Below are 25,658 nucleotides of genomic sequence, written 5' to 3'. Positions count from 1 at the left end.
CTCTAAATTATTTGTTACTCATTTTCATTCGGTTTAGAGGGGGTTTCCACGGGAATTACTTGTTGATTTGTTTCTCTTGCAGGTTGAGGTTCTTGATTAGGGTCTTTTATATTATTGGGATTAGGAATGAAGAAAAGTGCGATCGCAGCTAAGGTAAAACCAACAAAGCCAAGGGTTGCGGGGGTAGATTGTTCCACAAAAGAAACCTCTGCTTGACGGTGACGACGAGATAAGGGTTTTATTTCATCTTTTAACTGGGGTAAAGTTAAAGGGTCTTGATAGAGTTGATCCAAAGCATCTAACAAATCAAAAAGTTGTACAGTTGTTAATTCTAATTCTAGTTGATCATCTGTCTGACCTTTTTCTTTCTGCCATATCAATAAATGGCGCTTTTTGTCCTCAAGGTTGGTTAAATAGATATAATCATTTTTATCTTTAGACTCAACAGGATGATTTAAACCACTTAATAAATCATGAGTATAACTACTAACTGCGTGAAGCAAATGTTCTAAAAAAGTTAATCCTCCTTGTAAAGTCGTTGAATTACCTATAATTTGACATTTCGCCAGAGTTAGCACCGACATTACTGATATTGCTTCTTGATTATCACTCTCCTCACTGAAACCTTGTAAAGATAAAACACAATTAGGAGACATATACTGACGCTCGATCGAACTACTCATAATCTATTAATCTTAAATGTTGACAATCTCTTAACCATAAATTCACAGCCTGTCCAATTATACCGTTAGTTGTATCACGGGGAGGGGAAACAGAAAAATCTCCTTCCGGTTGAGGGTAGCCAAATCTCGTTATCGCCTTGACTAATTGCCATCCTTGGGGAGTAAATGTGAAAATTAGCCAATGGAAATTTTGAGCTTCAATAATGCGATTATTACTAGAATATTGTCTTTCCAAAGTGGTAAAAAATAATTGTTTTGTCTCCTGATTTTCTGACATATAAAAATCTTCACTAGCAAAATTATTTAAAGGTAAAGATTGAGTATCAGGAATACTAGCAGTCACAATATAGGTGGGCAAAAAATTATCTAAATTAGGATAAATTCTTGAGCTTTGAATAATCCTATTACCATAATCAGCAACATCTTTTGTTAAAGACTTTGTTAAATTTTCCCAGTTATTATTACACTTCTCCAATACACTATAAGATTTTATTTCTTTATCTTCTGTGGCTAATATCTGGGGAGTATAAAACCATATTCCACTAATGAATATAAAGATGAATTTAAGAAGAAAACTGTATTTTAATTTCATTTATTTTATCAAGTCCTATTTTTCCTCAAGCTAAAATTTTTGCGAATATGCTCACTTAATTATAAACATGAAATTTTCTCATAGATGACTCGTGACTTACTCCCATCGCCTGTTTAGTTGTCTTTTTGCTTAGAAAACTAGGCGTGGGACTTCTTTCGACATTAAGTTAAATATATTTTTATCTAAATAACGATTCATCCTTAATCTGTTAGCGTTAATTCCTTGTCATGACTAATCTTTTAATTTACAAAGTTACGAAGTTCTGATATAACAAGAATCAATCTAAAGACAACGAAGAAGGGTAACAGCTTTCTATGTATATTGTTCAAATTGCTTCAGAATGCGCACCTGTAATCAAAGCAGGAGGGCTTGGTGATGTCGTTTATGGCTTGAGTCGAGATATTGAAAGGCGTAATCATACATTAGAGGTTATATTACCTATGTATGACTGCTTGAAATATGATAAGATTTGGAATTTACACATTGCCTATGAACATTTGAATGTACCCTGGTATGGTGGTACAATACATACTTCTGTTTATTGTGGCTGGGTTGATGGGTTGCAGTGTTTCTTTATTCAACCTCACTCTAATGACAATTTTTTCAATCGAGGTTGTTATTATGGCAACAATGATGATTATATGCGCTTTACCTTCTTCTCAAAAGCGGCTTTAGAGTTTTTGTTAGCCACTGGTAAACGTCCAGACATCATTCACTGTCACGATTGGCAAACGGGTTTAGTGCCTGTAATGCTATTTGAACAATATAGCTGGTTGGGAATGGGCGATGTAAGGGTTTGCTTCACTATTCATAATTTCAAACATCAAGGGGTTGCTGGAAAAGATATTTTATGGGCAACTCGTCTTAATAATGAACCTCATTTCTTTAGTTACGATCGCCTCCGTGATAATTTTAATCCTTTTGGACTCAATTTGATGAAAGGGGGAATAGTTTATTCTAATCACGTCAATACGGTTTCTCCTCACCATGCTTGGGAAGCTAGATATACTGACGTAAGTTATGGTTTGGGTCATACATTAGATGTTCATCAGAGTAAATTTAATGGCATCCTAAACGGCATTGACTATAAAACATGGAATCCAGAAGAAGACACTCATGTTCCTCATCATTTTAGTATTGATGACCTCAGTGGCAAATTAAAAAATAAAAAGGCTCTGCGCGATCGCCTCTTACTCAGAGATGAGAAAAAGCCCATAGTTGCCTTTATCGGAAGATTAGACCAACAAAAAGGGGTAGAATTAGTACATCATTCCATTTACTACTGCCTGCGCAATAATGCTCAGTTTGTTCTCCTTGGTTCACCCACGGGGAGAGAAATCAACGAACATTTTTGGCGAGAAAAACATAATCTAAATGATAGCCCTGACTGTCACCTAGAGTTAGGTTTTGATGAAGATTTAGCCCACTTAATCTATGCTGGTGCTGATATGATTGTTGTCCCCAGTAGTTTTGAGCCTTGTGGCTTAACTCAAATGATTGGGCTAAGATATGGTACTGTGCCTGTGGTGCGTGGAGTGGGTGGTTTAGTCGATACCGTTTTTGATAAGGACTACGATCAATTTCATGAAGAAGAAGAAAGAAACGGTTATGTATTTTATCAAAATGACCGTCCGGCCTTAGAATCCGCCCTAGAAAGAGCGATCGGTTTGTGGCATCATTATCCCTTAGAGTTCCAAAAACTGCAAAAGCAAGGGATGAAATATGATTATTCTTGGAAACGCTCTGGACAAGAATATATTGACCTCTATGACAAAATTCGCCATAAAGAAGAAGTTGTGGAGGATGAGGGGAAATGAGTTAGGAGTTAGGAGTTCGGGTATTGGGCTGTTAGGGTTAGTATTAATTAAAGACTTTTGCCCTCCCCCCTCTCGAGGGAGGATAAAGGGCAGGGCTGTTTCAAAGTAAAAAATTAGGTTAACTGAGATTAAGTAAGAGTAAGAGATACAAGGATTTTTTTCTATTAGTTAAAACTTTATGAACAAAAATCCCCCCATCTCCCTCTCCCCCTATCTCTCGCTCTTTTTTCTTTCTCGAAAATGAAACAGCCCTGAGGATAAAGGGGGTTTTGCCCTTTGCCTTCGCATTATTTTAGTTACTGATTACTTATTTTATTTCACGATGAATCAAGAAAATTTAATTCCTGTAGTAGTAAATGGTGCAGCAGGAAAAATGGGAAAAGAAGTTATCAAAGCCGTGAAGAATGCTCCTGATATGATGTTAGTAGGTGCAATTGATCGCAATCAAGCTGTTATTGGTAAAGATGTGGGAGAAGTAGCTGGTTGTGGTGCTTTAGAAGTTCCTATCGTTGATGACTTGGAAAGTGTCTTAGTTTTAGCTACTCAGCACAAAATTCAAGGGGTAATGGTGGATTTTACTCACCCCGATTGTATTTATGACAACATTAGAAGTGCGATCGCATATGGCATACGTCCTGTAGTGGGTACTACGGGTTTATCCCCTGAGCAAATTAAAGACTTAGCAGAATTTGCCGAAAAAGCATCCACAGGAGTTTTAATCATTCCCAATTTTTCCATTGGTATCGTGTTGATGCAACAAGCCGCCATCCAAGCCGCCCAATATTTTGACCATGTAGAAATCATTGAACTGCATCACAACCAAAAAGCAGATGCTCCCAGTGGCACAGCCATAAAAACCGCAGAAATGTTATCTGATTTAGGTAAAACCTATAATCCTCAGTTAGTGGAAGAAACAGAAAACCTAAAAGGGGCTAGAGGTAGTATTTGCGGTGATAATATTCGTATCCATAGTGTGCGCCTACCCGGTTTAATTGCCCATCAGGAAATTATCTTTGGTGCTCAAGGACAAATTTATACCTTACGTCATGATACAAGCGATCGCTCCTGTTATATGCCGGGGGTTTTACTATCTATTCGCAAAATCGTTGAGTTAAAAACCCTTGTTTATGGTTTAGAGAAAATTCTGTAGTTACCCATAGTGAATTAATTATAGTATTGAATTCCCGTAAGCCATAGTTAATAACTGACCTTACGCACTTGTTCATGTGTTAAGTTAAAGAGGTTTCAGAAAACAATAGAAAAACTAAGTCAAAAGAAAAAAGGGTGAATTTTTTTGATTTTAGACCTGACACCTGACACCCGACACCTGACACCTAAAAACAACAACTAATTATCTTTTTGCGTAACATCAGTTAATAAAAAAAACTAATTTATGGTAGTCAAAAACTGGTATCTTAACTGAAGAAAATTTATCGAATATGAAGGCAACCGAGGAATGACTTACCAACGGATTTTATTAAAATTAAGCGGTGAAGCCTTAATGGGAAATTTAGGCTACGGCATCGATCCCAAAGTTGTTGCCGAAATCGCTGAGGATATTGCTCAAGTTGTGGCTCAAAATGTCCAAGTGGCGATCGTAGTTGGGGGTGGTAATATTTTTAGGGGAGTTCAGGCTTCTGCTAAGGGTATGGATCGTGCCACAGCCGATTATGTAGGTATGATTGCCACCGTAATGAATGCGATGACTTTGCAGGATGCTTTAGAAAGAATGAATGTTCCTACTAGGGTACAAACTGCGATCGCCATGCAGGAGGTTGCTGAACCTTATATTAGGAGAAGAGCCATTCGTCATTTAGAATTAGGTAGGGTGGTTATTTTCGGTGCAGGTTCGGGTAATCCTTTTTTTACCACTGACACCACTGCGGCACTTCGGGCGGCGGAAATTGATGCTCAAGTCATTTTCAAAGCCACTAAAGTTGATGGAGTTTATGACAGTGATCCTGTAACTAATCCTAATGCTCGTCGTTATGAAAGTTTAAACTATAATCATGTTTTAACCAACGATTTACGAGTTATGGATGGAACTGCGATCGCACTTTGTAAAGAAAATAATATTCCCATTGTTGTTTTTAATCTTTTCGAGCGTGGTAATATAATCCGTGCAGTAAAAGGAGAAAAAGTAGGAACTATTGTAGGAGGTTTCTGTGACGTTAATTGATGAAATTCAAAATTTAATGCTCAAAAGTGTTGAAAAAACACAGCAAGACTTAAATACTATCCGTACTGGTCGTGCTAATGCCAGTTTGTTGGATAAAATTATGGTGGATTATTATGGGGCGGAAACTCCCTTAAAATCTCTGGCAAATATTAGTACCCCTGATGCTACCACTTTAATGATTCAACCTTTTGATAAGGGTAGTATTTCTCTGTTAGAAAAAGCTATTTCTATGTCTGATATTGGTTTAACTCCCAATAATGACGGGCAAATTATTCGCTTGAATATTCCCCCTTTAACCGCAGAGCGTCGTCAGGAGTTTGTTAAAATAGCTTCTAAGTACGCAGAAGAAGGTAAAGTAGCTATTCGTAATATTCGCCGAGATGCGATCGATAAAGTCAGAAAACAAGAAAAAGCTAGTGAAATTTCTGAGGATGAATCGAGAGATTTACAAGACGAAATTCAAAAAGTTACTGACAAATATACCGCAAAAATTGATGATATATTAAAAGTTAAAGAGAAAGAGCTAACTAATATTTAAACCAGTTCGGAGTTCGGAGTTCGGAGTTTTTAAAAGGAGGGGAGCGGGGAAAGCCTTTTGAATTATATTTCTATCAGATTATGAATAAGATAAGATGCAGTCGAATTTTTCCGTTAATAGTTATTAATTTCCTGTTTATGGGTTTTTTTGTTACTCCCTCTTCTAGTCAAAATACATCGGAATCAGACTCAAATATTCCCTTAAATGTTCAAAAAATTAAACCATCAAACTTGCTACTTGATACCTAAAACCTAGAAATTTTTGTTGTAGAAATGTGATAAGATAACTTTCTGTTGAATGGCTATTTTCTCTTATAACTTGTGATTAACCTTACTCATAACCAAAATTCAAGTCAGTTAGTAATTTCTCATCAAGCTCAATCTCTACAAGGTAATATTACTATCCCCGGAGATAAGTCTATTTCTCATCGGGCTTTAATGCTAGGTGCGATCGCATCTGGAGAAACCATAATTAAAGGATTGTTATTAGGAGAAGATCCCCGTAGTACAGCCAAATGTTTTCAAGCAATGGGGGCAAAAATATCAGAATTAAATAGCGAAGAAGTAAGAGTTATCGGAGTAGGAGAAAAAGGATTACAAGAGCCTTTCGATGTTTTAGACGCTGGAAACTCAGGCACTACCATGCGTTTAATGTTGGGATTATTAGCCGCCCAATCTGGAAAGTTTTTTAGTGTGACGGGGGATGATTCTCTCAAAACTCGCCCCATGTCAAGAGTAATCAAGCCTTTGCAAGAAATGGGAGCAATCATTTACGGTAGAAATAATCATCAAAACGCCCCTTTAGCAGTGGTTGGGCAAAATTTAAAACCCATTCACTACCATTCCCCTATTGCTTCGGCTCAAGTTAAATCCTGTATTCTGTTAGCAGGGTTGATGAGTGAAGGCAAAACCACCGTCACAGAACCTGCTTTATCAAGAGATCATAGTGAAAGAATGTTACACGCTTTTGGCGGTAAATTGGAGATTGATCAAGATACCAATAGCGTTACCATTGAGGGGGGTACACCCTTACAAGGACAAACAGTTATAGTACCGGGAGATATTAGTTCTGCCGCATTTTGGTTAGTAGCTGGGGCGATTACCCCTGATTCGGAATTAACCATTACTAATGTGGGCATTAATCCCACTCGTACGGGTATATTAGAAGCCTTGGAGATGATGGGGGCGGATATTACCATTATCAACGAAAGAGAGACCGCCGGTGAGCCGGTGGCTGATTTACAAGTAAAAACGAGCCAATTAAAAGCCTGTACCCTTTCAGGGGCGATTATTCCCCGCTTAATCGATGAAATTCCTATTCTTGCGGTAGCGGCTTGTTTTGCAGAAGGCACAACTATTATTAAAGATGCAGAAGAATTGAGGGTAAAAGAGAGCGATCGCCTTGCAGTAATGGCGTTAGAATTGGGTAAAATGGGGGCAAAAATCACCGAATTACCCGACGGTTTAGAAATTACGGGGGGAAATCCTTTACGAGGAGCGGAAGTTGACAGTTATACTGATCATCGTATTGCTATGAGTCTTGCGATCGCCGCTTTGAATGCAAAAGGAAATACAACTATTAATCGTGCTGAAGCAATCTCAATTTCTTATCCTACTTTTGTTGATACTTTGAAAGAAATATTTAATTAGAGTTTGCCGAAAAAGTGCTTTAGCTTCTTCGGGCAAAAGCCCCACACCGTAAACACGACAATTTGGGGGCTAATCTCATAGTTATCCTCCACTATTTCTCGGTACTTTCTATTTTTGTTAAATGCGAGTAAATTTATCCGCATCATAGATGCTTGTTAACTGGAAAATTTTTTCGACGGCATTGGTTATAATGTCTGCGCTTTTTTCTATTTCTATATCCCTAGTGAATTTTCCTACTCCGATTCTCAACGCACCTTCGATTAAATCATCAGATAAATTCATCGCTCTTAAAACGTGAGAAGGGGAAACGGTGGCACTACTACAAGCCGAGCCAGTAGAAATGGCTAATTGATGCCTGATTCGAGCAATAATGGCACTATTTGGCACATTAGGAATAGATATATGTAGATTCCCCGCTAGTCGATTTTCTGTGTCTCCGTTGACGACTAATTGAGGGATTTTACTTTGTAATAATGATTGTAGATGATTTCGTTTAAGAGCGATCGCGCTTTCATCTTCTTGCATTTCTAACTGTCGTAAATAACAAGCCTCTCCCAATCCCACTATCCCTGATACATTTAATGTACCTGATCTAATGCCGTTTTGATGTCCACCGCCATAAATGAGGGGTTGTAAACGATAACCTTTTCTGATAACTAATGCACCGATACCCTTTGGGGCGTATAATTTATGACCAGAGATAGTTAAAAAAGTGATACCCCAATCTTCAAAATTAACGGGAATTTTGCCCACCGCCTGAGAACCATCGCAAAGAAAGGGTATATGATATTTTTGAGCGATTTTACCGATTTCTTCAATGGGATAGATATTCCCAACCTCATTATTCGCACCCATGATACACAGTAAATCCGCCCCCTGACTACATACTTTTTCCAGATGATTGAAGTCAATTCGAGCTTTTTTATCCACCTTTAACCAGATAATTTCGGCTAATCCCTTCTTTGCCATTGCTTGACAGGTATCAATAACCGCTTTATGCTCTACTGGTGAAATGATAATGCGAGATGGTTGTAAACCTTGAATCACTAGGTTAATGCTTTCTGTTGTGCCTGATGTGAAAATAATTTCTTGGGGAGATGAATTAATTAAATCAGCTATCTGTCGTTTTGCTTTTTTGATGGCTTCTTGGGTGCGATCGCCAAAAATATGATCTATACTGCTACTATTGCCAAAATTATGCACCATATAATCATACACTTTTTGGGCAACACGGCGATCGACGGGGGTTGTGGAGTGATAATCTAGGTAGATGGGATTAGACATTAAAAATTATTGAGTGTATAATGTTTCTGTATTTACACATTTTACACAAGAAAATGAGAACAAATATTGATCTTGATGATAGTTTACTAGAGGAAGCCTTCCGTTTAACTAATGTGAGAACAAAAAAAGAATTAGTAAATATGGCTTTAAAAGAGTTAATTCGTAGTCGAAAAAAACTGAATTTATTAGATTTAAGTGGAAAAATTGAATTTAGAGAAGACTATAATTATAAGGAGTTAAGAAATAACAAAAATGTATCTAATTGATACTTCTGTTTTGGTTAATATTTTTCGAGATAAAACGGGAATTAAAAGAAAAAATTTAGAAAATATTATTCAAGATAATCCTTTCTTTTTGAGTCATTTTATCCAAATGGAATTATTACAGGGTGCTAAAGATGAAAAAGAATGGCAACTATTGGAAATTTATTTGGATGATCAAGATTATCTGACAGAAAATAGTTCTATATTGATTAAATCTGCTCGTATTTTCTATGATTTAAGACGTAAGGGTTTAACAGTTAGAAGTACCATTGATTGTTGCATTGCTCAACTAGCTATCAGTTATAATTTAATTTTAATTCATAATGATAAAGACTTTGAAACTATTAAAAAAGTAAGGGATTTACAAACAATTATTTTTTCTTAACAAGAAATTAAGATGAAAAATGAAATTAACTAAAGATTGCTTAATTTTTTTAGTGGCTTGATTGTCAAAAATATGATCTATACTGCTACTGTTGCCAAAGTTATTCACCATATAATCATACACTTTTTCCGCAACACGTCGATCGACGGGGGTAGTAGCGTGATAATCTAGGTAGATAGATTCAGATAATATCGTATTGGAAAACGTCATTTTTTAGACCTCACAATCTTTAGCAATCGTTTCACAAACAATGGCAAAATCATCTTCTGATAAAAAAGGAACTTGAGCATAAATTAAATCCATTTCTCCTGATAATCTACCAACTAGATGTCCTTTTCCTAATAAATTTTCTGCTCCTTTTTGTCCTAAAGAAAATTCAGAAGTTCCTTGACTTTCAACTCTTAAAATTAAACGATTACCTAAATTATCTCGTAATTGCATTGGAAATACCTGATTATCGGGACGTTGTGCTGCAAAAATTAGATGAATTCCCGCAGCCCTTGCTTTTACTCCTAGACGTTGCACAGCACTCGAAACAGCATCTTTATATTCATCTACTAACATCCAATCAGCAAATTCATCATGGACAACTAATAAAACTGGTAATTGTTTTTCTTTTATTACTTTTTGGTTATAAGCAAATAAATTATTAACTTTTTCTTGTCTAAAAAGAACATATCTTTTTTCCATTTCTGATACTATTTCTTCAAAAACCTCGATCGCATGATTCTGTTCAACAATAAGTCCTTGTTGTAAATGTGGTAAGTTTTCTAAGGGAAAATAATCTGTACCTTGTTTAGCATCAATCAGATAAATATGCAAAAATTTAGGGGAATTAGTTGCACAAACATCCACTAATAAATTCCTTAACAAAACCGACTTTCCACTTCCAGTTGTTCCAGCAATTAGAGTGTGTGGTGCATGATGTTGTAAGTTTTCAAATTCACTGGCTAGATTGAGATAAAGTATTTCCCCATCAATTTCTTTAACTCCAATAATTAAACTTAAATTAACTTGAGGATATTTATAATTGATTTTTCTTTTTTGCCAAACTTCTTGTAAAGAAATAATCTGTCTTTGAGGACGGGCGATCTCTACAACAATTTTACTAGGTTGTGCAGAAACGTTAATAACATTTAAACCATGAGTAGTAAGTAATTGAGAGCGACGACGTTCAATATCAGAAATATTAAGACGATCTGAGCCTTGAAATTGAATTAATGCGGCATTAGGAGTTAACCTTTGTTCTAAAACTTTGGCTTGTAAATCATAACTTAATAAGGCTTGACGGAGAGAATTAACTACTTGATTTAACCATTCTTGTTCTTCGTTATTCAAAGTTTGAGATTTTTGATTTTGATTTAACCAATTGTTTAAGTTTGGTTTTCTCCAATTACTATTAGATGACGCTAAATCAATGACCTGTTTATTAATTTGTTTGTCAATTTGATTAGGATAAATTTCCTTAATTTCATTATTATTTGATGTTTTAGTTAAAGTGATATTATTATTTTCTTTAATAAGATTATCGTCAATTTGATGGGAGAAAGAATTATTATTTTTTGAATATGTGTTTTTTTGTAATTCTGAAGAATAACTATTATTTTCACTTAAACTATTTTCATCTTTTGTTTCTATTTGATAGTCAGTATTATTTATGCTATTTGAAAAATTATCTTTATGAAATTCTTGAGAAAAATGATTTACCCAAATAATTCGAGGGGCTGGAAATTGAGGACTCGATACAAACCAAGGCTTTTCATCTCCCAATTTTTCTCTGATATTTAAAAATGATTCTCCACGCTGATATGCCAGAATTAATTGACGGACATCATCATGATTAAAAACTTCCTGAAAACAATTGTTTACTTTAGGAATAATAATTTGTTCATGACTGTCATTGTCACTAGAACTGGAAGCAAAAACGTGAGAGTAACCTAATAAATCAATTTGTACTCTACCAAAACGAATGCTATCTCGCCATTTTTCCAGAGAAATTTCTGCATTAGGACTAAATTCTATTCCCTCAAGTAACAAATCACCTAAACGAGATAACCATAAATCTCTGTCCAATCGACTAGGATTAATAAATAATGCACTACTAATTCTTTCTACGGTTTCTCTAAGTTGTTTTTGTGATGTTTTTCTTGCTTCACTAACTCCATTGGCTTTAACATATTTAGCTTCCGAAATAATTAATTTTAAGATAGGTTGACCATTGATTATTTGAGGAGAAATAACTAAAATATCAGCGATCGATCCTTCCTTTTGTCCAAGCCAATTAGCATAATCATCTAAAAAATACCATCCTATTGGTTCATTTTGAGGTAATTGAGAACGAATCAAGGCTTTACTTAAAACAACCCCGATAAGTTCACTAGCAAAAATACCACATTTAGCCGCCCTTAAAACAATATCTCCTGAGATTCCATTAGCATCATCAATCAACCGTTGAGATAGTGATTTTAATTCTTCCTCACTAAGTTCTAAATTTAATGATTCTAAACGGCGTTTGACTAATACTTGTAATAAATTTAAGGAAGCCTGAGAAGACACTAAAAAATTACGTTCATCTGTGCGATGTTGTTGATAACGAATGACTTGAACTCCCTGATTAAGTAACTGTCTCCGATCTAATAAATCATCATAATTTACCACCCATTCCCCTAACCGATGAATATCTGCAAAAATTGTCTGAGTAGTGTTATTTTGAAAAGATATTTGTCTTGCCGGAAGGAAATATTCATTACTCCCTAAATCTTTAGCCTTGATAATGCTATAAATCATGTTTAGATAAATTTTACCTACTTCGGGCTGATTAGGGCTAACTAAATATACTGTAGATTTTAATTCATCTTTAGCCGCAGGACGTTTTCGAGACCACCGAGGAGGAACATGATAGAGTAACTCATCAGTTATTTGTTCGTCAGGAGAAGATTCCCAGACAATTTCTGCTTGTCGAGAAATTACATCTTGTAAAAATACTATGTCTGCATACTTTCCTTCTTTTTGACTTTGAACAGGAATAGAATCAGAGGTGACACTAATACGAAGTTTAGCCATAAAATCTTGTGAAACCTCACTGGCAATAAAAGCATCAGGATCTGCGTCTGTATTTTCAATCATTTGTTCATACAGGCGATTTAGTTTTTTTGATTCCTGATGTCGAAGAATTACATGACAACGGTATTCTTCTTGATCTTCTTGTAATTTAGCTAATTGATTAATTACTGCTAATGGTAGTTTAATAGAGTCGCATTGATAAAGAATTAGGGTAAGATTTGTTTTTTCATGGGGTAATAATTCTACATATCTTTGCACTAATTTAACTAATTTTGTCGCTGCTTCTAAAGGATCTTCATTCGTTGTTTGGTTTTTTGTTTCCCATATAGGCTGTTCTAATAAACTATAATCGTTAGCGGTATCCGTAAGATTTAGTAACACCGGTTGTGAACCTTTATAACCAATAGCCACTTCTGGGTAATAAGGATGATTTAATTCTTTGATTATATCTGCAAAGAAAAGACGAGAATCACCAAATTGGACTTGTTCATTATCTAAAATATACTTTAATAAACCTGATACTTGACGGAATTTTACGGCGATCGCACCTAACCTAAGAGGATGCCAAGGAGCAACAATTACCGCAGGATTTTTACCAGTAACAGTAATAGAACCTAACCTTAATAAAGGTTGATAAAGATTTATTCTATTCTGATCTCCTTTTGCATATTTTAATAATATTTCCAATAATTGTTGATATTTATAAGCCTGTTCTAATAGTAAAGGACTAGCAAAACCTTCTTGTGTAATTAATTGTTTTAATGCTTGTTTATAAGTTTGACTAAAAAGTTCCCATGCTTGTTTAATTTTGTCGCCTGAATCTGAGGATAATCTATTTTCTTTAATGGCTTTTTTTAATTCTTTGATAAAGTTTTTTGCTAAATCATATTTAGTGTGATATTTAGGAATTAAAGAACCTCTATCTTGTCCAAAAGCCGCCATTATTGTCCCCATATCATAAAGAGAAATACCTTGTAAACGACCTTTTTTATTGACTAATTCTTGTCTAATTTCTGATAAAATAAAAGCCGATTTATTATCATCTCCTAATCTTTCTAAATCATTTCTTAATTCCATGCCAATAGCGTTAGGATTCGCTTTCCAAATTAATTGAATTTTAGGCTTACCTGCAGAAATATTAGATTCCAGTTCGACATAAAACTTTATTTCTATCGCAGTTTTAGCGATTGATTGATTTTCTTTATATTTACCTTTTTGTTTAGTTTCTTCAATTAATTGATCATAGTTAAATAACCAACCGGTTTCCCAAATAATATTAGGGGTTGTCAATTGTTCTATACCCCGATATTTTGTGCAAAAATATAATCCTACCTCTGTATTTATTCCTAACCATTTACTTTTTGTTTTTCCATATTGAGTAGTAATAATTAATTTTTCCTGTTTACTTTTTATTTCTGATTGACAAAATAATCTTTCAAAGGCTTGAATTAAACCAACTAAAAAATCAGTACACTCTACTGGTTGCCCATAAACAAATTTATCCCATTTAGATTTTAATTGACGATTTTTTTCTAGTTCTTGACGATAATTTTCATAAAATTCTACATCACTTTCATTAGGGTTTTTTGTTTGAGAACGTTTTTTTAATGCTTTTAAATAATCTTCATCAGCTTCTGTTAAAACATCAGGATATTCATCTTCAAAAAATTGTATTGTCAAAGAAGCTAAATCCGTTTTTTGTTTTTTTAGTCCATTAAATAAAGAATCAATATTATCTTTTTCCCATTCCCATTGAGCAAGGGCGAAACTTTTTTCATCCCATTCTGAAGGACTGTTAATAAATTCCTCAATTATTTGATGAGCGGAAATCGGAATTTGATCTTTGACTTTTTCAAAAGCATTTTGTAAATCATTTTTTTCAATGGATTTAGATGTAGATGTTTGTTTTAATAAAAAACAACCACGCTTAGAAATACCTTGTTTAAATAAATTTTCCCAGTATTTAGCCTGTCCTCTATTTTTTTCAGGAATTGCTTCAAAATAATTAGAATCACGAGGAATTTTTAGTGCTGGTAACGCCCATCCTAAAGCATTAATTAACGGTTCACTTTCTTGGCTAATTCGATAATGAGTATCTGCTATATATTTTGCAAATTGTTCTAAACTTAAATTTATAGCTTTTTGTAATCCTTTTAAAGCCTTTTCCAAGTGTTTTAAATGAGTCTCAGAGATAGGTAAATCACGACTAATTACATCTGTCCAAATATTACTTTCAGCTTTTAATTCAATTGCACCAATACGAGTAATATCTTGCAATGATTGACCTTGATCATCGTTAGTGTTCGCCAATAGTAAAACTGGTTTTTCACAAGTAGCATGACGTAAATGAACTGTTCTTTCATTCGTCATAATTTCTGGGGGTAAAGAGAAATCAGCAACTAAAGTTTCTGGAATTTTGATTTCTACTTGAGTAGATGAATAAGGATCTGCCAGTATTTCACGGCAAATTTCAGCAACTTGCTCTGATGTTAAACGATCCAATAAAAAACGAGCAATCCCATCTGATTGTTCTTCTTCTCGGAGAAAATTTTTTAAAAATTGATTAGTAACTTTTCCAATTAATTCTGATGTTTTCATTTACTGTTAATTTTTAGATTTGATAAATTTTTAGATTTATGTACAAAAATCAAAATTAATAATTTGATAATTTAATATTAACTAATGTTAAAAATTTTAAAATTATAACTTTAAATTCACAAATTTACTGCAAAAGGATTTTGAACATAAGCACAAGCATCACTAAGTCTTTTTAATAAGCCTAAACTTGATAAACGTTGTTCCAGACGTTCAGCATTAGAGGCAAACGCTTCTTGATCAGCTTCTCCATTTTCAATAAATTTTTTAGCTTGTTTATCTCCAATAATAAATCCATATTTTTCATATAACTTAGTTAAAAATTGTTGAAATTCTAAACGATGTTCTACATTTGCTAAAACTAAAGTTTTGAGAAAAGCATCATTAGGAGCATATCGATTTCTACGACTACTACGGCTAGAAATAAAACCAATCTCTTTGCCCCAAACTCGATGACAATTAGCAACGTGTTGCTTATGTTGATTAACAGCTTCTTCGCAAAATTCTTCAAGCATTTCATCGGGAATTTGAGATTTAATACTGATACCTTTATTGGTATTAATCGATGTTTGAAATTTATTTTCTAAAAATTCTTTAGCACCTTCATAATCATTATTAGAAGTAATATATTTTTGCCACTCATCGGAATTTTTAACGCTATGAACATAAGTTTCTACAGCAGTGATTGATAAATTATTATTTTCTAAAAAAGAAGCTGAAGCTAAATCTCGAACAACAGTTTTTTTAGGAGCTACTATTTCTAAGATAAAGGTAACAGGATGATTAAGTTTAAAATTTTTATTTATATCAAAGTTAATGTCTATATTTTCAGGATTTTCATTATCTAATTTTGTAGATTGATCCGGAAAAAAATCATTATTTAATTCAAAAATCTGTTTAATTTCTAATACTGTTTTTGCCCTAGTTAAAAGATAAATAATTAAATGAAGTCCGGTTAAAGTAACTAAATGAGGAATAGCATCGTAGTCAGGTAAATCATATTTTAAAATTGTTAACCAATCATCTGCGAGAGCTTCATATTCAGGTAGTTGTAAATAGGGAAGATAAGGAGGAGAACCGCTTTCTTTATGCTTTTCTATATCTTCTTTATTTTGAAGTGCTTTTATCAGATGATTCCATTTAGAAAGATGTGTTTTATCTTCTGAATCTGCAATTATTCCTAACTTTTTCAGTCCCGTCAAAAGTTCTTTTCCTTTATGACTACGACATAACATTAAATATAATAATTCTCCTGTTCGTCCGAAAAAACGTCTATCTACAGATACGTTAGTTTTTTCTTTTGTTACTTGCACTCTAAGATCTGGAAATAAAGAGTCTGGACCATACGGAAATACAAATTTAGAAGTCCAGCGTTTATTACTATCTCCTTCAATAGCATTTGCCTGAAAAAAATTAACTATTCTGACAAAATCAGAAAAACAGGAGAATCTTTCTTGTAAATAACTAAAATCAGGATTTTCAATTCCCCCGGCTGTTTCTTTTATTATTTTTTCCCATTCTTGCCAACGTTCTTTATCATTGAATATGGGGTTAGAGGCGATCGTTTCTAAATGAGGATTATTGAATAAAATATTACGAATATAAAGACGTGGATAATAGTAGTATTTTAATTTATTTCTTTGCTGATCTGATTCTTGAAAAGCTTGATTCGACTCTAACTGAGATTGAAGAATCCCGAAAAATTCTAATAAAGTCAAACAAGGAGTTTGTTCATCATAAAGTCGATGTCCCCATATTGCTTCATCAACCCACATTTTGAATTGTTCTAACTGTTTTTTATCAGGACGAGGTAAAATTTTTATCGACATATCATAACCTCCATATTAATAGGATGGGCTTTACCATCATCTTTCATTTCTAATAAATTAATTAAAAGAGAATTATCTGTTTCTAATTCTTCTCCTTCCCATTTTTTTCGTAGTTTAACTTTTTGTAAAATTTGAGTTTTAAAAGCTAATATATCCTCATAATATTCTTGAGAAAAGCTACTAGGTAAAGTCCCCTCAGCCACCCTACTTAAATATTCATATCTAGCTAAATTTAACGTTAATTTGATTGGATAAATATCATTTTGAATTACCGATAAATAAACAATTAAAGTTGGTATATTATGATTTTCTTCTAACTCAATAGTTACTTCTTCACCTCTATTTTTTCTTACGGGGATAGATTCCTCATAAACTTGGCTTATTTTAGCTTGAGAATAACTTCCTGATGTAGCTATAATTATTTCGTTAAAATTATTGACTAGCATTCCCGTAAAAATTCTATTAATTCCTTTTGCTAAACGTCCAATAATATTTTGAGAAACTTTTTCGTTATTTTTTAACTTTTTATAAACTTTATTAAGATATTCTCCAGCAAATTGAAAAATAGTTAAATTCCAAAAATTCAAGTTTTCTTCTTCATCTTTAGCAATAATAAAAAATAGCCTTTGTCTCTGAGAAATAAGTATTTTTAAAAAGTTATTTTTTTCTTCTATTAAGTCTCCTTCTAAATAACTTTTTTGTCCTATTATAAAATTTTTTGAAGTTCCATAAAAGGAATCATTTTTCAAAAATTTATGATAATAATGAGAAATTTCTGGATCATCCTTTCCAAAAATAAGAATATTATCTATTTGATTACTTGTTTCTTTACCAATACCAAAACTATTTAAAACTTTAAATACTTCTATCGAATTTATTTTACGTTCGGATAAATTAAAACCGAAAATATTATGATAAATACTGGATAAATAACTTTTATCATTATCAACAATAAAAGGTACTATTTTACAGTTGAGTAACTTATCTTTTCCCTCTGGATGACCTAATAACATATTAGATATTAGTAATAGTAATTGTCTAATAGGCAGGTGTATTCCATTTAATTCTACTAATTGTAATAAATCAATGATTCTTTCTCGCAAGATATTATTCCAATGTTTTTCTTCTAGTCTTTTTTTGTTTTCCCAAATAGGACATTTTTCATTTAAATTTGGAGGATTATGATAATAGCATTTTTGACATTCTTGCCATCCAGAATGATTAATAACAGCATCTAAAATTTTCGTAAACATTCTAGCTGTATTTAAACGACTTAAATTGTAAAAACGTAGATTATAATTCAAATCTTCTTGTTGATCATTAACCAATAACTCTTCAATTATTTTGCGAACTTTGATTACATTATCTGTATTTTCTGCTTGTTCCCATGCTTCAATTAATTGTCCATCATTAGCGGCAATTAAATATATTTGATCAGATGAAAAATTAATAATTGAATCTGCCATTAAAGTCAGTATTCTAATTTTATCTTCATTATTTAATTCACTTAAATCCTTAACAATATACAATTTATGATTATCTAAGTTTAATTGACGAATTGTTATATCTTGTTCCCAAATTTCTCTCGCACCACCTAGTGCTTCCCAAACTTCTCTACAACAAAATGTTTTGCCGTCTCCCGCAGTGCCTGTTAGAATTACTGATTTTGGAGAAGTTGATTTAAAGTTGTTAATTAATTCATCAAGATATTCGGTTTCAAAAATAATTGGCTCAATTTTTTTCGTTTTTAAATTACGCTGAATTACTTCATCATACATGTTGTCATTTCGAGGGATTGGTCCATACTGTCTTAAGAAATCAACCCATTTTGATTTATGAAAAGTTCGTTCTAAATTAGATTCTATTTGTGAAACAACCATAAAATTTTTCTTTATTTATAAATTACAAACTAAACAAGGCAAAGTTGAATCATCATCATCCAACACAGACTCTAAAGCCTCTGCTAGAGGGCGATTCGGTGCTTTTTTCTGCTCTCGTGCGATCGCCTTTTCATGATTTGCTATAATTTCATCTTTACGCTCTAATAACTCTAGTAAGGTTTCTCCCTGATTCCATGTATAGGTACGCCCATCTTGATGATTAGACTCGTATTCCACGGCTTTTGCAAACAAATCAGGATGATTTTGTGCCAACATCACCCATTCGTATTTACGCTGAAAGAAACAGAAAAAACAACCAGAGCGACTACGCCATTTATAATATTCAGGTAAACCAATACCACTTTCCTCTAAAAGTCGGAGAATATCAGCTTTAACTAAACCTCTCTCTTTGAAGGGAAAAACGGGTTTAATATTCGGTTTTGTAGAGATATAACCCTCCCTATTCTCATCGGCACGAATGCCAATATAGCTGATAGCCTCATCATCACCGACAAACTCCTCAAAAGGCTTAATCTTCATTTTAACCGTACACCAACGCATCTGCACAGAAGGCAATAAACCATCATGAATCGCCAACCAATGATCAAAACCCCTATTTTCGCTAAGATAATGTATTTTAATGCCTAAACGGGCTTGAATGCGATCGAGATAATCGTAGGTTTCCTGTAGTTCCTTATGCGTATCACAAAAAAAATACTCCATCTCAGGTACTTCTTTATGTAGCAAAACTGCTAAGGCGGTAGAATCCTTGCCACCGCTTAATCCTAAAACGTGTCTGACTTTTTTCTCAGTCATGAAAGATACTTGAATTGATTACTGATTTCACATATTAATAATCCTAGCAGAGGTGAGAGAAATCCAGTTGGGGATAAAAATAATATTTTTCAATTTCTATTTTGATAACAAAATATTACGAAAGTCTTGTAATTTTAACAATTTCATTATATGTGAAGTGAGATAATAAATCTTAACTGATTAAGTATTTTATAAGTGTTAAGAATAAGTCCAATTATCATTAAAGCCATATATCTTTGCAATAGAAATCAAAGGCTGAAAATGACGTTTATAAATATTAGTTAATAACTCAAAATTTAGTAAATCTTCTGTATGACTAATTTTTAGATCTAGCAGATAATTTTCCGTGTATTTTAACCAGTCTTTTCGAGGTAAATATTGATGAGAAATAGTTAAGCCTTGATGTTGTAATTGAATAAATTTGGCCAAATATTGAGAAGATGGTATATTATTTGATTTAGAACTATTAATATTATTCATAGTTGGTATTAAATTCCAGAGATGATCATGAGCAACAAATGACCAGGGTAAATAATGGTCAATAGAAATACTATTTTTGTTCAAAATTTGCCCAGAATAAATACACTTAATAGGTTGTTTTTCTAGTATAAACCTCCAATAATTAGCTTGGTTAGTTAAAGAGTTTCTCTTCTCAGGGGCAAATAATTTATTAACTAAATTAGGTACATTTTGATTATTTTTCTGCATATATTGTAACCATTCCCAAGTTACCCAACCCTTAATAATTATAAAATTTTGTTTGAAATATTCTACCCAATCAGGATGTAAAAGAATCGCCGTTGAATCTTGATAAGTATTAGCATTAAAACGATATAAAGGTTTAAGAATAGAAAAATATTGACTGGCTATTTCTGGGGTTTTTTTGACTACTTCATAGTTAACATCAAAATCTCGTAATTTTTCTAACAAAAAAGGGCGTAATAATCGAAAGGGTACATTCTTTTTAAAATCAGTAATAATAGCAGTTAAATTGTTTTGACTAATAATTTCTTTCAAGGCTATTTTATCACTACTATTAAATTTTAAAACGGTAGTATTTACCCTCAAATCAAGGGAGTCTAACTTGTTAGCAATTCTATCTTGTTTTCCAAAAGATAAACGAAAAAAGGTATGAGGATACCAAGCATTAGCTAACATTTCTATCATCAGTTCTTGGAAACTAATTGACTCTGAATCATCAAATAATCTCTGGGATAAAATATCTAAAATAGAGTAAAAAAAAAGGTATTTATAAGAATTAGTAGTTGACCGAAATAATTGAGAAAATGCTAATATATTTAGATGATTAGATAGTGGTAAATTGTGATAATTGTGATTCATTTGATCATAAATTAAAATCGGAAAAAGGCTTCAATTGTTTTGAATAATAATATGGAATTAAGTAAATCTATTTAAAAAGTCACTAACTGTAATAATTTCAATATCTCTAAAGGGATTTAATACTAATAAATCATTATCACCAGTAACAATAAAATCAGCTTTACCACTGACGGCTAATTCTAAAAACTTATTATCTTTAGAATCCCGACAAATATCAATTATTTCGATAACATTAATTAATAATGCCTTAGCTTTTAGTTGCCCTAAAAATTGTATTCTTTTTTCAAAAGATAAATATTTATCAAATTTTCGCTTAGTAATTGTTAGATAAAATTCAGTAAAGGTGTTTTCAGATATTAGCAAGATGTGATTTTGTGTCACAATATCAAAAACCTCACCTACTCTTGAAGATGATAGTAATAAACCACTGATTAAAATATTGGTATCTAAAATAATTCTCAGCTTATTCATCTTCTAATAATTGTGTTAATATTTCGGGAGTTAAACCATTCACTTTTGCTTCCTCTCTAATTTGAGTTACTATTTCCTCAAAACTGTCAGGTTTTAATAATTGTTTTAAAACTAAATTACAAATTTGAATTGCATTTTCTTGTTTAGTCGCATCAGCTTGTTGATAGGCTTTAGCTATTTCTGAGTCAACTTTAATTGTTATGGTTTCCATTATTAACTCCTTGATACATTTATCTATATTATCCTGATTATATCTCAAGAAAATTTCTTTCCATTTAGTAAAGGAAATGAGAATTTGTTGGGTTATGTTGTCACTAACCCAGCCTATAAGTTAATCTAAATAGAATAATTAACCATGAATCATAATCAACTTTGCTTAGGGAGGTAAAAGGAAAAAGCGATAATAATTGATTTTAAAGTTATTGAAATTGTCTAGTTTAAGATTTTTTCGGTGAGTTTTGCTAATACCGCTTCTCTGAGTTTTCGATCGCACCCTTTTAATTGAGTTAGAATTTGATTAACCAACTCCTCCGCCTCTTTTTCTCTGGTGTCATCTATCCATACCATCCTTAAAGTTTCCTTCCCGTCATCACGGGTGACAGTAATTCTTCTAGCAGTTACTCCCTCTTGAATACCTTGACTATTAACTTCTGTTTGGATAGCCTCTAAATTCTCAAATTTACGCACTATATCCGCTAATTTTACCTCAAATGCGATCGCATCTTCATCACTCCAGGATTCCGCAGGTTTATCCGCAATCACCATCACAACCGCCGACAACCACTGACTATCATTCTGTGAGTCATCAATAATGGCTTGAGTAAAACGTTTCAAACTGCGCTCAACACATTTATCCTTGATATTGTAACCCCGAATACGCAAATTTGCCCTTAACTTATCCCCCTCTACCCCAAAAGCGGTATTTAACAAGGATTGACAGTGATTGAGTAAAGTATCGTAGGCTTGATTAATTTCTCGTAAACCCTTGATTAAAGTAGTTTTAAAAATTTGGGTAACTTCTTGACTGGGGGGAGACGTGAAAGAAATGGAAGACAAACCACAGGCAGAAGGTAAAGCAGAGAAAAGTAACTCATCAGGCTCAACCGTTTGCTGTAAAGAATGTAAAATCTGAAGAGCAGTCTTACTTAAATTTTTGGTTTGTTGAGTATAACGGGGTAACTTCTTCACAAATTGATAAAGAGGAGTAACCACACTTAAAAGGGTTGCGTTTCTCACTTGGGAATTATCCTTAAGTTGAGAGTTGCTTAAAATTGTTTCTAATTCCTTAAATATTTCTCCCCTCAAACCCTCAATAGCAAAATATTTTACTCCATAGCGTTCAGGATTTTTAACCAATAGCTCAAAATGTTCTTCTCCTAAAACTGGTACGAAAGTACCATCTTGGTAAACCCCTACTTCTTCTCGATAATATAACAACACAGAAGCAAGGATAACGGGAATGATTCCCTCTTTCACTCCATAAGGCGGTTTTGACAATAGTTGATATAACTTAGAGATGTTTTCTGGTTTTTCTGTAGCTGATGTGCAAAAAGATGCGATCGCACTCCAAATATCCGTTACATTAGGATTATCCCTACTTATAGGGGGATAAAAACCCCATTCTTCTTCATTGTTTTCTGTTAATTTAGTAATACGTGTGTCGGGGGGGGGTAATCTGGCTGTCTTCAGAAGTCTTATTTTCCCCGCTTACTAAAGATGTATTAAGAGAGAATAACTGTTGCCTACCCTCACCAATATCTTTTAATCCCTCACTTATTCTATGAATCCCCGTTTCTTGCAAAAGAGAAAAATACATAGTCACTTCTGGCCCATAACCCGTTAATCCTAACTTGGGCATGGTAGAATTATTCACCATAGCAGAGATTAACTGTCGTCTAGCCATCATGCCTTGTGCAGTTAAATTACGGCGATTTATCAATTCATTCCACAAAATAGGGCTTTTAGGATATACTTGCTCACAAATACGAGAAATTCGGAAATTTAGCTGACTAATACTAGAGATATTAACTAACTCCCCTTGAATCCAACATTGATTATTTTCTTCTCTCACATCAAACACATTAGCTAAAGTGTCATCTAAAAATCTTTCCGCTTCTGCAAGGCGATAACGCACTTCTTTTCTGGCAACTCCATCCGCCTGTAATTCCTTCGCTGTTTTATCCAACCAATTTAAAGCCGAAAATTCCCTCACCCGTAATCGTAAAATGGGTAAATTACTAGCGGTAATAATAATTACTGGTAATCCGTCAACGGTAGATGAAGGGAAAGAGGAGGGGATGTCGTCATCTAACCAATAACCTAAATAACCATCGGCGGTATTGCTATCGCATTTGACAAGGGGTTTAAACCCCTTGTTGTCTAACAGAGAGAAAGAATCAAGATAATGTCTTTCAAAGTAACGTAAAGTACCTGTTTGATAACTGTGTCTTTGAGCTACCATTGGTTTTAATGGGCGTAACTCTGACAATAATTTCACTAAACTCTCTGAATCCTGATAAGATTCTAACTCCTGATCGACATTAAAATCCGAACCTTGCCAAATTCTTAATTCATCTATCTGACGGCGATAGGTAATAATTCCCCCTTTTAATAAACCATCTATTTTTTCCTGCCAATAGTTAACCTCTTCTTCTTGGGGTAAATCACATAACCCATAAGCCACCAGTTGACGAGTTGCTTTTGTTATTCCCGTAATCGTCACCAAGTTGAGGATACCAATTACTTTTAATACCCGTAAACTATCCTCATCCAAACTTTTACTATCGGCGATTAAGTCGTGAATTTCTATCCATCTTTGCAAATTGGGGCGCGATGTTAACCCCATTCCTGCTGATTCGATAAAATAATCATAGACTCGATCAAGTTTTAATGTCGGTAAGCTATACTCAACAAAATCACAATTTGAGTCTTTCAAAAATTCCTGTTGCCTATTGCCTGTTGCCTGTTGCCTACCTTCACCAGTATCTTTGATTCCCTCACTCAATATAACCGTTTCTGTGAGAAAATTTTTTAAGGAAAAAGGCTCATCAGATGTGATAAAAGTAAATAAGGTGCGATCGTTTTGAGCATAACGCATACACAGAGTTGGTAAAACCAAAGCTGTCAGAGGATGCAAAGGGTAAATATTTTCTAAGATTGACTTATCAATTTTTTCTACTGATAAAGTCTGATAAAGACTATCAAACCATTGTTGACTATAATCTACAATCCTATCGTAATTAAAAAGACTATAACTTGAGTCTTGAAAAAATCCCTCTTGCCTTTTGCCTCTTACCTCTTGCCTATCTCCATCGACATTTTTTATTTCTTTACCAATATTAATCGCCTCCCCCATTAACCGCATCATTTGTGCTACCGATTCAGTAAAGGGAATATCCTCAAACCTACCTTGAATTTTTGCCCATTCATTGCGTTGTATTTTACCTAATCTTTGCCCATATTCGGTAAAGGCTTGATGAAGAATCCCTAAAATATAGACTCGATTGCCGTTAATTGGCTCTAATTCCGCTAATTGTTGTAATAAATATACATCTTCTGCACCTTGATTGTAAACGGCATATTCTAAATTTTTTCCTAACTCGTCAATAATAAAAATTAAGTCTGTTTTAGCTTGACTAATTATCTCTTTTATCAAGGAAATAATTGCACTATTTTTAACATTTTTCCCTTGTTTTATTAATTCATTAAAACTCTCTAATTGTTCTTGAAAATGACTATTATTTTTTAGTTTAAAATTTTTTAATCCTATGGATAAAGCCCGAATAATAGTATTAGTAATAGATTCTCTTTGACTAACTGCGATCGCCCTTATAAATCCTTGTCTTGGTAGATTATTTATTAACTGCTCATAGTCTTTAATTAACTCATTATTGACCTTGGAAATTGATTCAATAATAGAAAAACTTGATTTATATATATTACTCTTTTTAGGAGATAATAAACAACCTAAATAATGACAAAAAGCCGATTTTCCAGTACCATAAACTCCCGTTAAAGTCCAACAATTACTATTACTTTCCTTAGTTAAACCCTGTAAAATTCGCCCTAAAACATCAATAGCTTTATCGGTTAAAATATAGCCTTTTAATGCTTCTTGATCATCAAAATCTCTTTCTAAGTTGATTGAGCGAGTATAACGTCTTTCTAGGGTAAAATAATTAGCTAATTTAGGATTATTCATGGGATAAATTTAATAATAAATATCAAGCTGAAATTAAATTTAAGTGAGTTACAAAAGGCTTAAAATCTTTAT

Annotated in this window: 20 protein-coding genes; 7 read left to right on the top strand and 13 right to left on the bottom strand. The window is 33.3% G+C overall.

What is annotated here, in order from left to right:
- Nucleotides 1-14: 14 nt before the first annotated feature.
- Both CYAN10605_RS17085 and CYAN10605_RS17080 read right to left on the bottom strand, forming a co-directional pair.
- On the bottom strand, nucleotides 15-683 hold the full coding sequence (locus CYAN10605_RS17085) for a DUF4335 domain-containing protein (protein WP_015221196.1): 669 nt from the start codon (nucleotides 681-683) through the stop codon (nucleotides 15-17).
- Complete coding sequence (locus tag CYAN10605_RS17080) at nucleotides 676-1,275, bottom strand: hypothetical protein (protein WP_015221195.1); 600 nt, start codon at nucleotides 1,273-1,275, stop codon at nucleotides 676-678. Before CYAN10605_RS17080 ends, CYAN10605_RS17085 begins: the two co-directional genes overlap by 8 nt.
- Nucleotides 1,276-1,589: 314 nt before the next feature.
- Here CYAN10605_RS17080 and glgA point away from each other — a divergent pair, with 314 nt between their 5' ends.
- From glgA to aroA, 5 genes are all read left to right on the top strand, one after another.
- Nucleotides 1,590-3,092, top strand: coding sequence for a glycogen synthase GlgA (gene glgA / locus CYAN10605_RS17075; protein WP_015221194.1), 1,503 nt, complete (start codon nucleotides 1,590-1,592; stop codon nucleotides 3,090-3,092).
- A 322-nt stretch (nucleotides 3,093-3,414) separates the two neighbouring features.
- Nucleotides 3,415-4,242 (top strand): 4-hydroxy-tetrahydrodipicolinate reductase, encoded by an 828-nt coding sequence (gene dapB, locus CYAN10605_RS17070; RefSeq protein WP_015221193.1) that lies wholly within the window; start codon nucleotides 3,415-3,417, stop codon nucleotides 4,240-4,242.
- A gap of 306 nt (nucleotides 4,243-4,548) precedes the next feature.
- Entirely contained in the window at nucleotides 4,549-5,271 is a 723-nt protein-coding gene (gene pyrH / locus CYAN10605_RS17065) for a UMP kinase (protein WP_015221192.1), read from the top strand.
- Between the two features lie 16 nt (nucleotides 5,272-5,287).
- Nucleotides 5,288-5,809, top strand: a complete 522-nt coding sequence (frr, locus tag CYAN10605_RS17060) for a ribosome recycling factor (protein WP_041922993.1) — start codon at nucleotides 5,288-5,290, stop codon at nucleotides 5,807-5,809.
- Nucleotides 5,810-6,129: 320 nt separating this feature from the next.
- A complete protein-coding gene (aroA, locus tag CYAN10605_RS17055; RefSeq protein WP_015221190.1) occupies nucleotides 6,130-7,458 on the top strand; it encodes a 3-phosphoshikimate 1-carboxyvinyltransferase in 1,329 nt (442 codons plus the stop codon).
- 117 nt (nucleotides 7,459-7,575) lie between these two features.
- Here the strand turns inward: aroA and CYAN10605_RS17050 are convergent, their stop codons facing one another.
- Nucleotides 7,576-8,742 carry a cysteine desulfurase family protein gene (locus tag CYAN10605_RS17050; protein WP_015221189.1) on the bottom strand — a complete coding sequence of 389 codons (1,167 nt, stop codon included), beginning with the start codon at nucleotides 8,740-8,742 and terminating at the stop codon, nucleotides 7,576-7,578.
- Nucleotides 8,743-8,795: 53 nt separating this feature from the next.
- Here CYAN10605_RS17050 and CYAN10605_RS17045 point away from each other — a divergent pair, with 53 nt between their 5' ends.
- Both CYAN10605_RS17045 and vapC read left to right on the top strand, forming a co-directional pair.
- Nucleotides 8,796-9,008, top strand: a complete 213-nt coding sequence (locus CYAN10605_RS17045) for a type II toxin-antitoxin system VapB family antitoxin (protein ID WP_041922568.1) — start codon at nucleotides 8,796-8,798, stop codon at nucleotides 9,006-9,008.
- Nucleotides 8,995-9,390 carry a type II toxin-antitoxin system VapC family toxin gene (gene vapC / locus CYAN10605_RS17040; protein WP_015221187.1) on the top strand — a complete coding sequence of 132 codons (396 nt, stop codon included), beginning with the start codon at nucleotides 8,995-8,997 and terminating at the stop codon, nucleotides 9,388-9,390. Before CYAN10605_RS17045 ends, vapC begins: the two co-directional genes overlap by 14 nt.
- Here the strand turns inward: vapC and CYAN10605_RS17035 are convergent.
- The 10 genes from CYAN10605_RS17035 to CYAN10605_RS16990 form a co-directional block, all read right to left on the bottom strand.
- Entirely contained in the window at nucleotides 9,367-9,600 is a 234-nt protein-coding gene (locus CYAN10605_RS17035) for a hypothetical protein (RefSeq protein WP_015221186.1), read from the bottom strand. The genes vapC and CYAN10605_RS17035 overlap by 24 nt on opposite strands.
- A 3-nt stretch (nucleotides 9,601-9,603) precedes the next feature.
- A complete protein-coding gene (locus CYAN10605_RS17030) occupies nucleotides 9,604-15,051 on the bottom strand; it encodes an FtsK/SpoIIIE domain-containing protein (protein WP_015221185.1) in 5,448 nt (1,815 codons plus the stop codon).
- Between the two features lie 116 nt (nucleotides 15,052-15,167).
- Nucleotides 15,168-16,877 (bottom strand): methylation-associated defense system protein MAD7 family protein, encoded by a 1,710-nt coding sequence (locus CYAN10605_RS17025; RefSeq protein WP_015221184.1) that lies wholly within the window; start codon nucleotides 16,875-16,877, stop codon nucleotides 15,168-15,170.
- Nucleotides 16,868-18,757 carry a hypothetical protein gene (locus tag CYAN10605_RS17020; protein WP_015221183.1) on the bottom strand — a complete coding sequence of 630 codons (1,890 nt, stop codon included), beginning with the start codon at nucleotides 18,755-18,757 and terminating at the stop codon, nucleotides 16,868-16,870. Before CYAN10605_RS17020 ends, CYAN10605_RS17025 begins: the two co-directional genes overlap by 10 nt.
- Before the next feature lie 15 nt (nucleotides 18,758-18,772).
- On the bottom strand, nucleotides 18,773-19,573 hold the full coding sequence (locus CYAN10605_RS17015; protein ID WP_015221182.1) for a phosphoadenosine phosphosulfate reductase family protein: 801 nt from the start codon (nucleotides 19,571-19,573) through the stop codon (nucleotides 18,773-18,775).
- A 198-nt stretch (nucleotides 19,574-19,771) separates the two neighbouring features.
- Nucleotides 19,772-20,914 (bottom strand): HNH endonuclease domain-containing protein, encoded by a 1,143-nt coding sequence (locus CYAN10605_RS17010; RefSeq protein ID WP_015221181.1) that lies wholly within the window; start codon nucleotides 20,912-20,914, stop codon nucleotides 19,772-19,774.
- A 57-nt stretch (nucleotides 20,915-20,971) separates the two neighbouring features.
- Complete coding sequence (locus CYAN10605_RS17005; protein ID WP_015221180.1) at nucleotides 20,972-21,385, bottom strand: putative toxin-antitoxin system toxin component, PIN family; 414 nt, start codon at nucleotides 21,383-21,385, stop codon at nucleotides 20,972-20,974.
- Nucleotides 21,378-21,596 (bottom strand): hypothetical protein, encoded by a 219-nt coding sequence (locus CYAN10605_RS17000; protein WP_015221179.1) that lies wholly within the window; start codon nucleotides 21,594-21,596, stop codon nucleotides 21,378-21,380. The genes CYAN10605_RS17005 and CYAN10605_RS17000 overlap by 8 nt, the downstream gene beginning before the upstream one ends.
- Nucleotides 21,597-21,817: 221 nt before the next feature.
- Nucleotides 21,818-22,861 carry a hypothetical protein gene (locus CYAN10605_RS18715; protein ID WP_041922567.1) on the bottom strand — a complete coding sequence of 348 codons (1,044 nt, stop codon included), beginning with the start codon at nucleotides 22,859-22,861 and terminating at the stop codon, nucleotides 21,818-21,820.
- A gap of 169 nt (nucleotides 22,862-23,030) precedes the next feature.
- Nucleotides 23,031-25,586, bottom strand: coding sequence for a hypothetical protein (locus tag CYAN10605_RS16990; protein ID WP_051018167.1), 2,556 nt, complete (start codon nucleotides 25,584-25,586; stop codon nucleotides 23,031-23,033).
- Nucleotides 25,587-25,658 lie beyond the last annotated feature (72 nt).

This window comes from Cyanobacterium aponinum PCC 10605 (assembly GCF_000317675.1).
Classification (GTDB): Bacteria; Cyanobacteriota; Cyanobacteriia; order Cyanobacteriales; family Cyanobacteriaceae; genus PCC-10605.
This window is presented reverse-complemented; position numbering and strand designations above follow the sequence as displayed.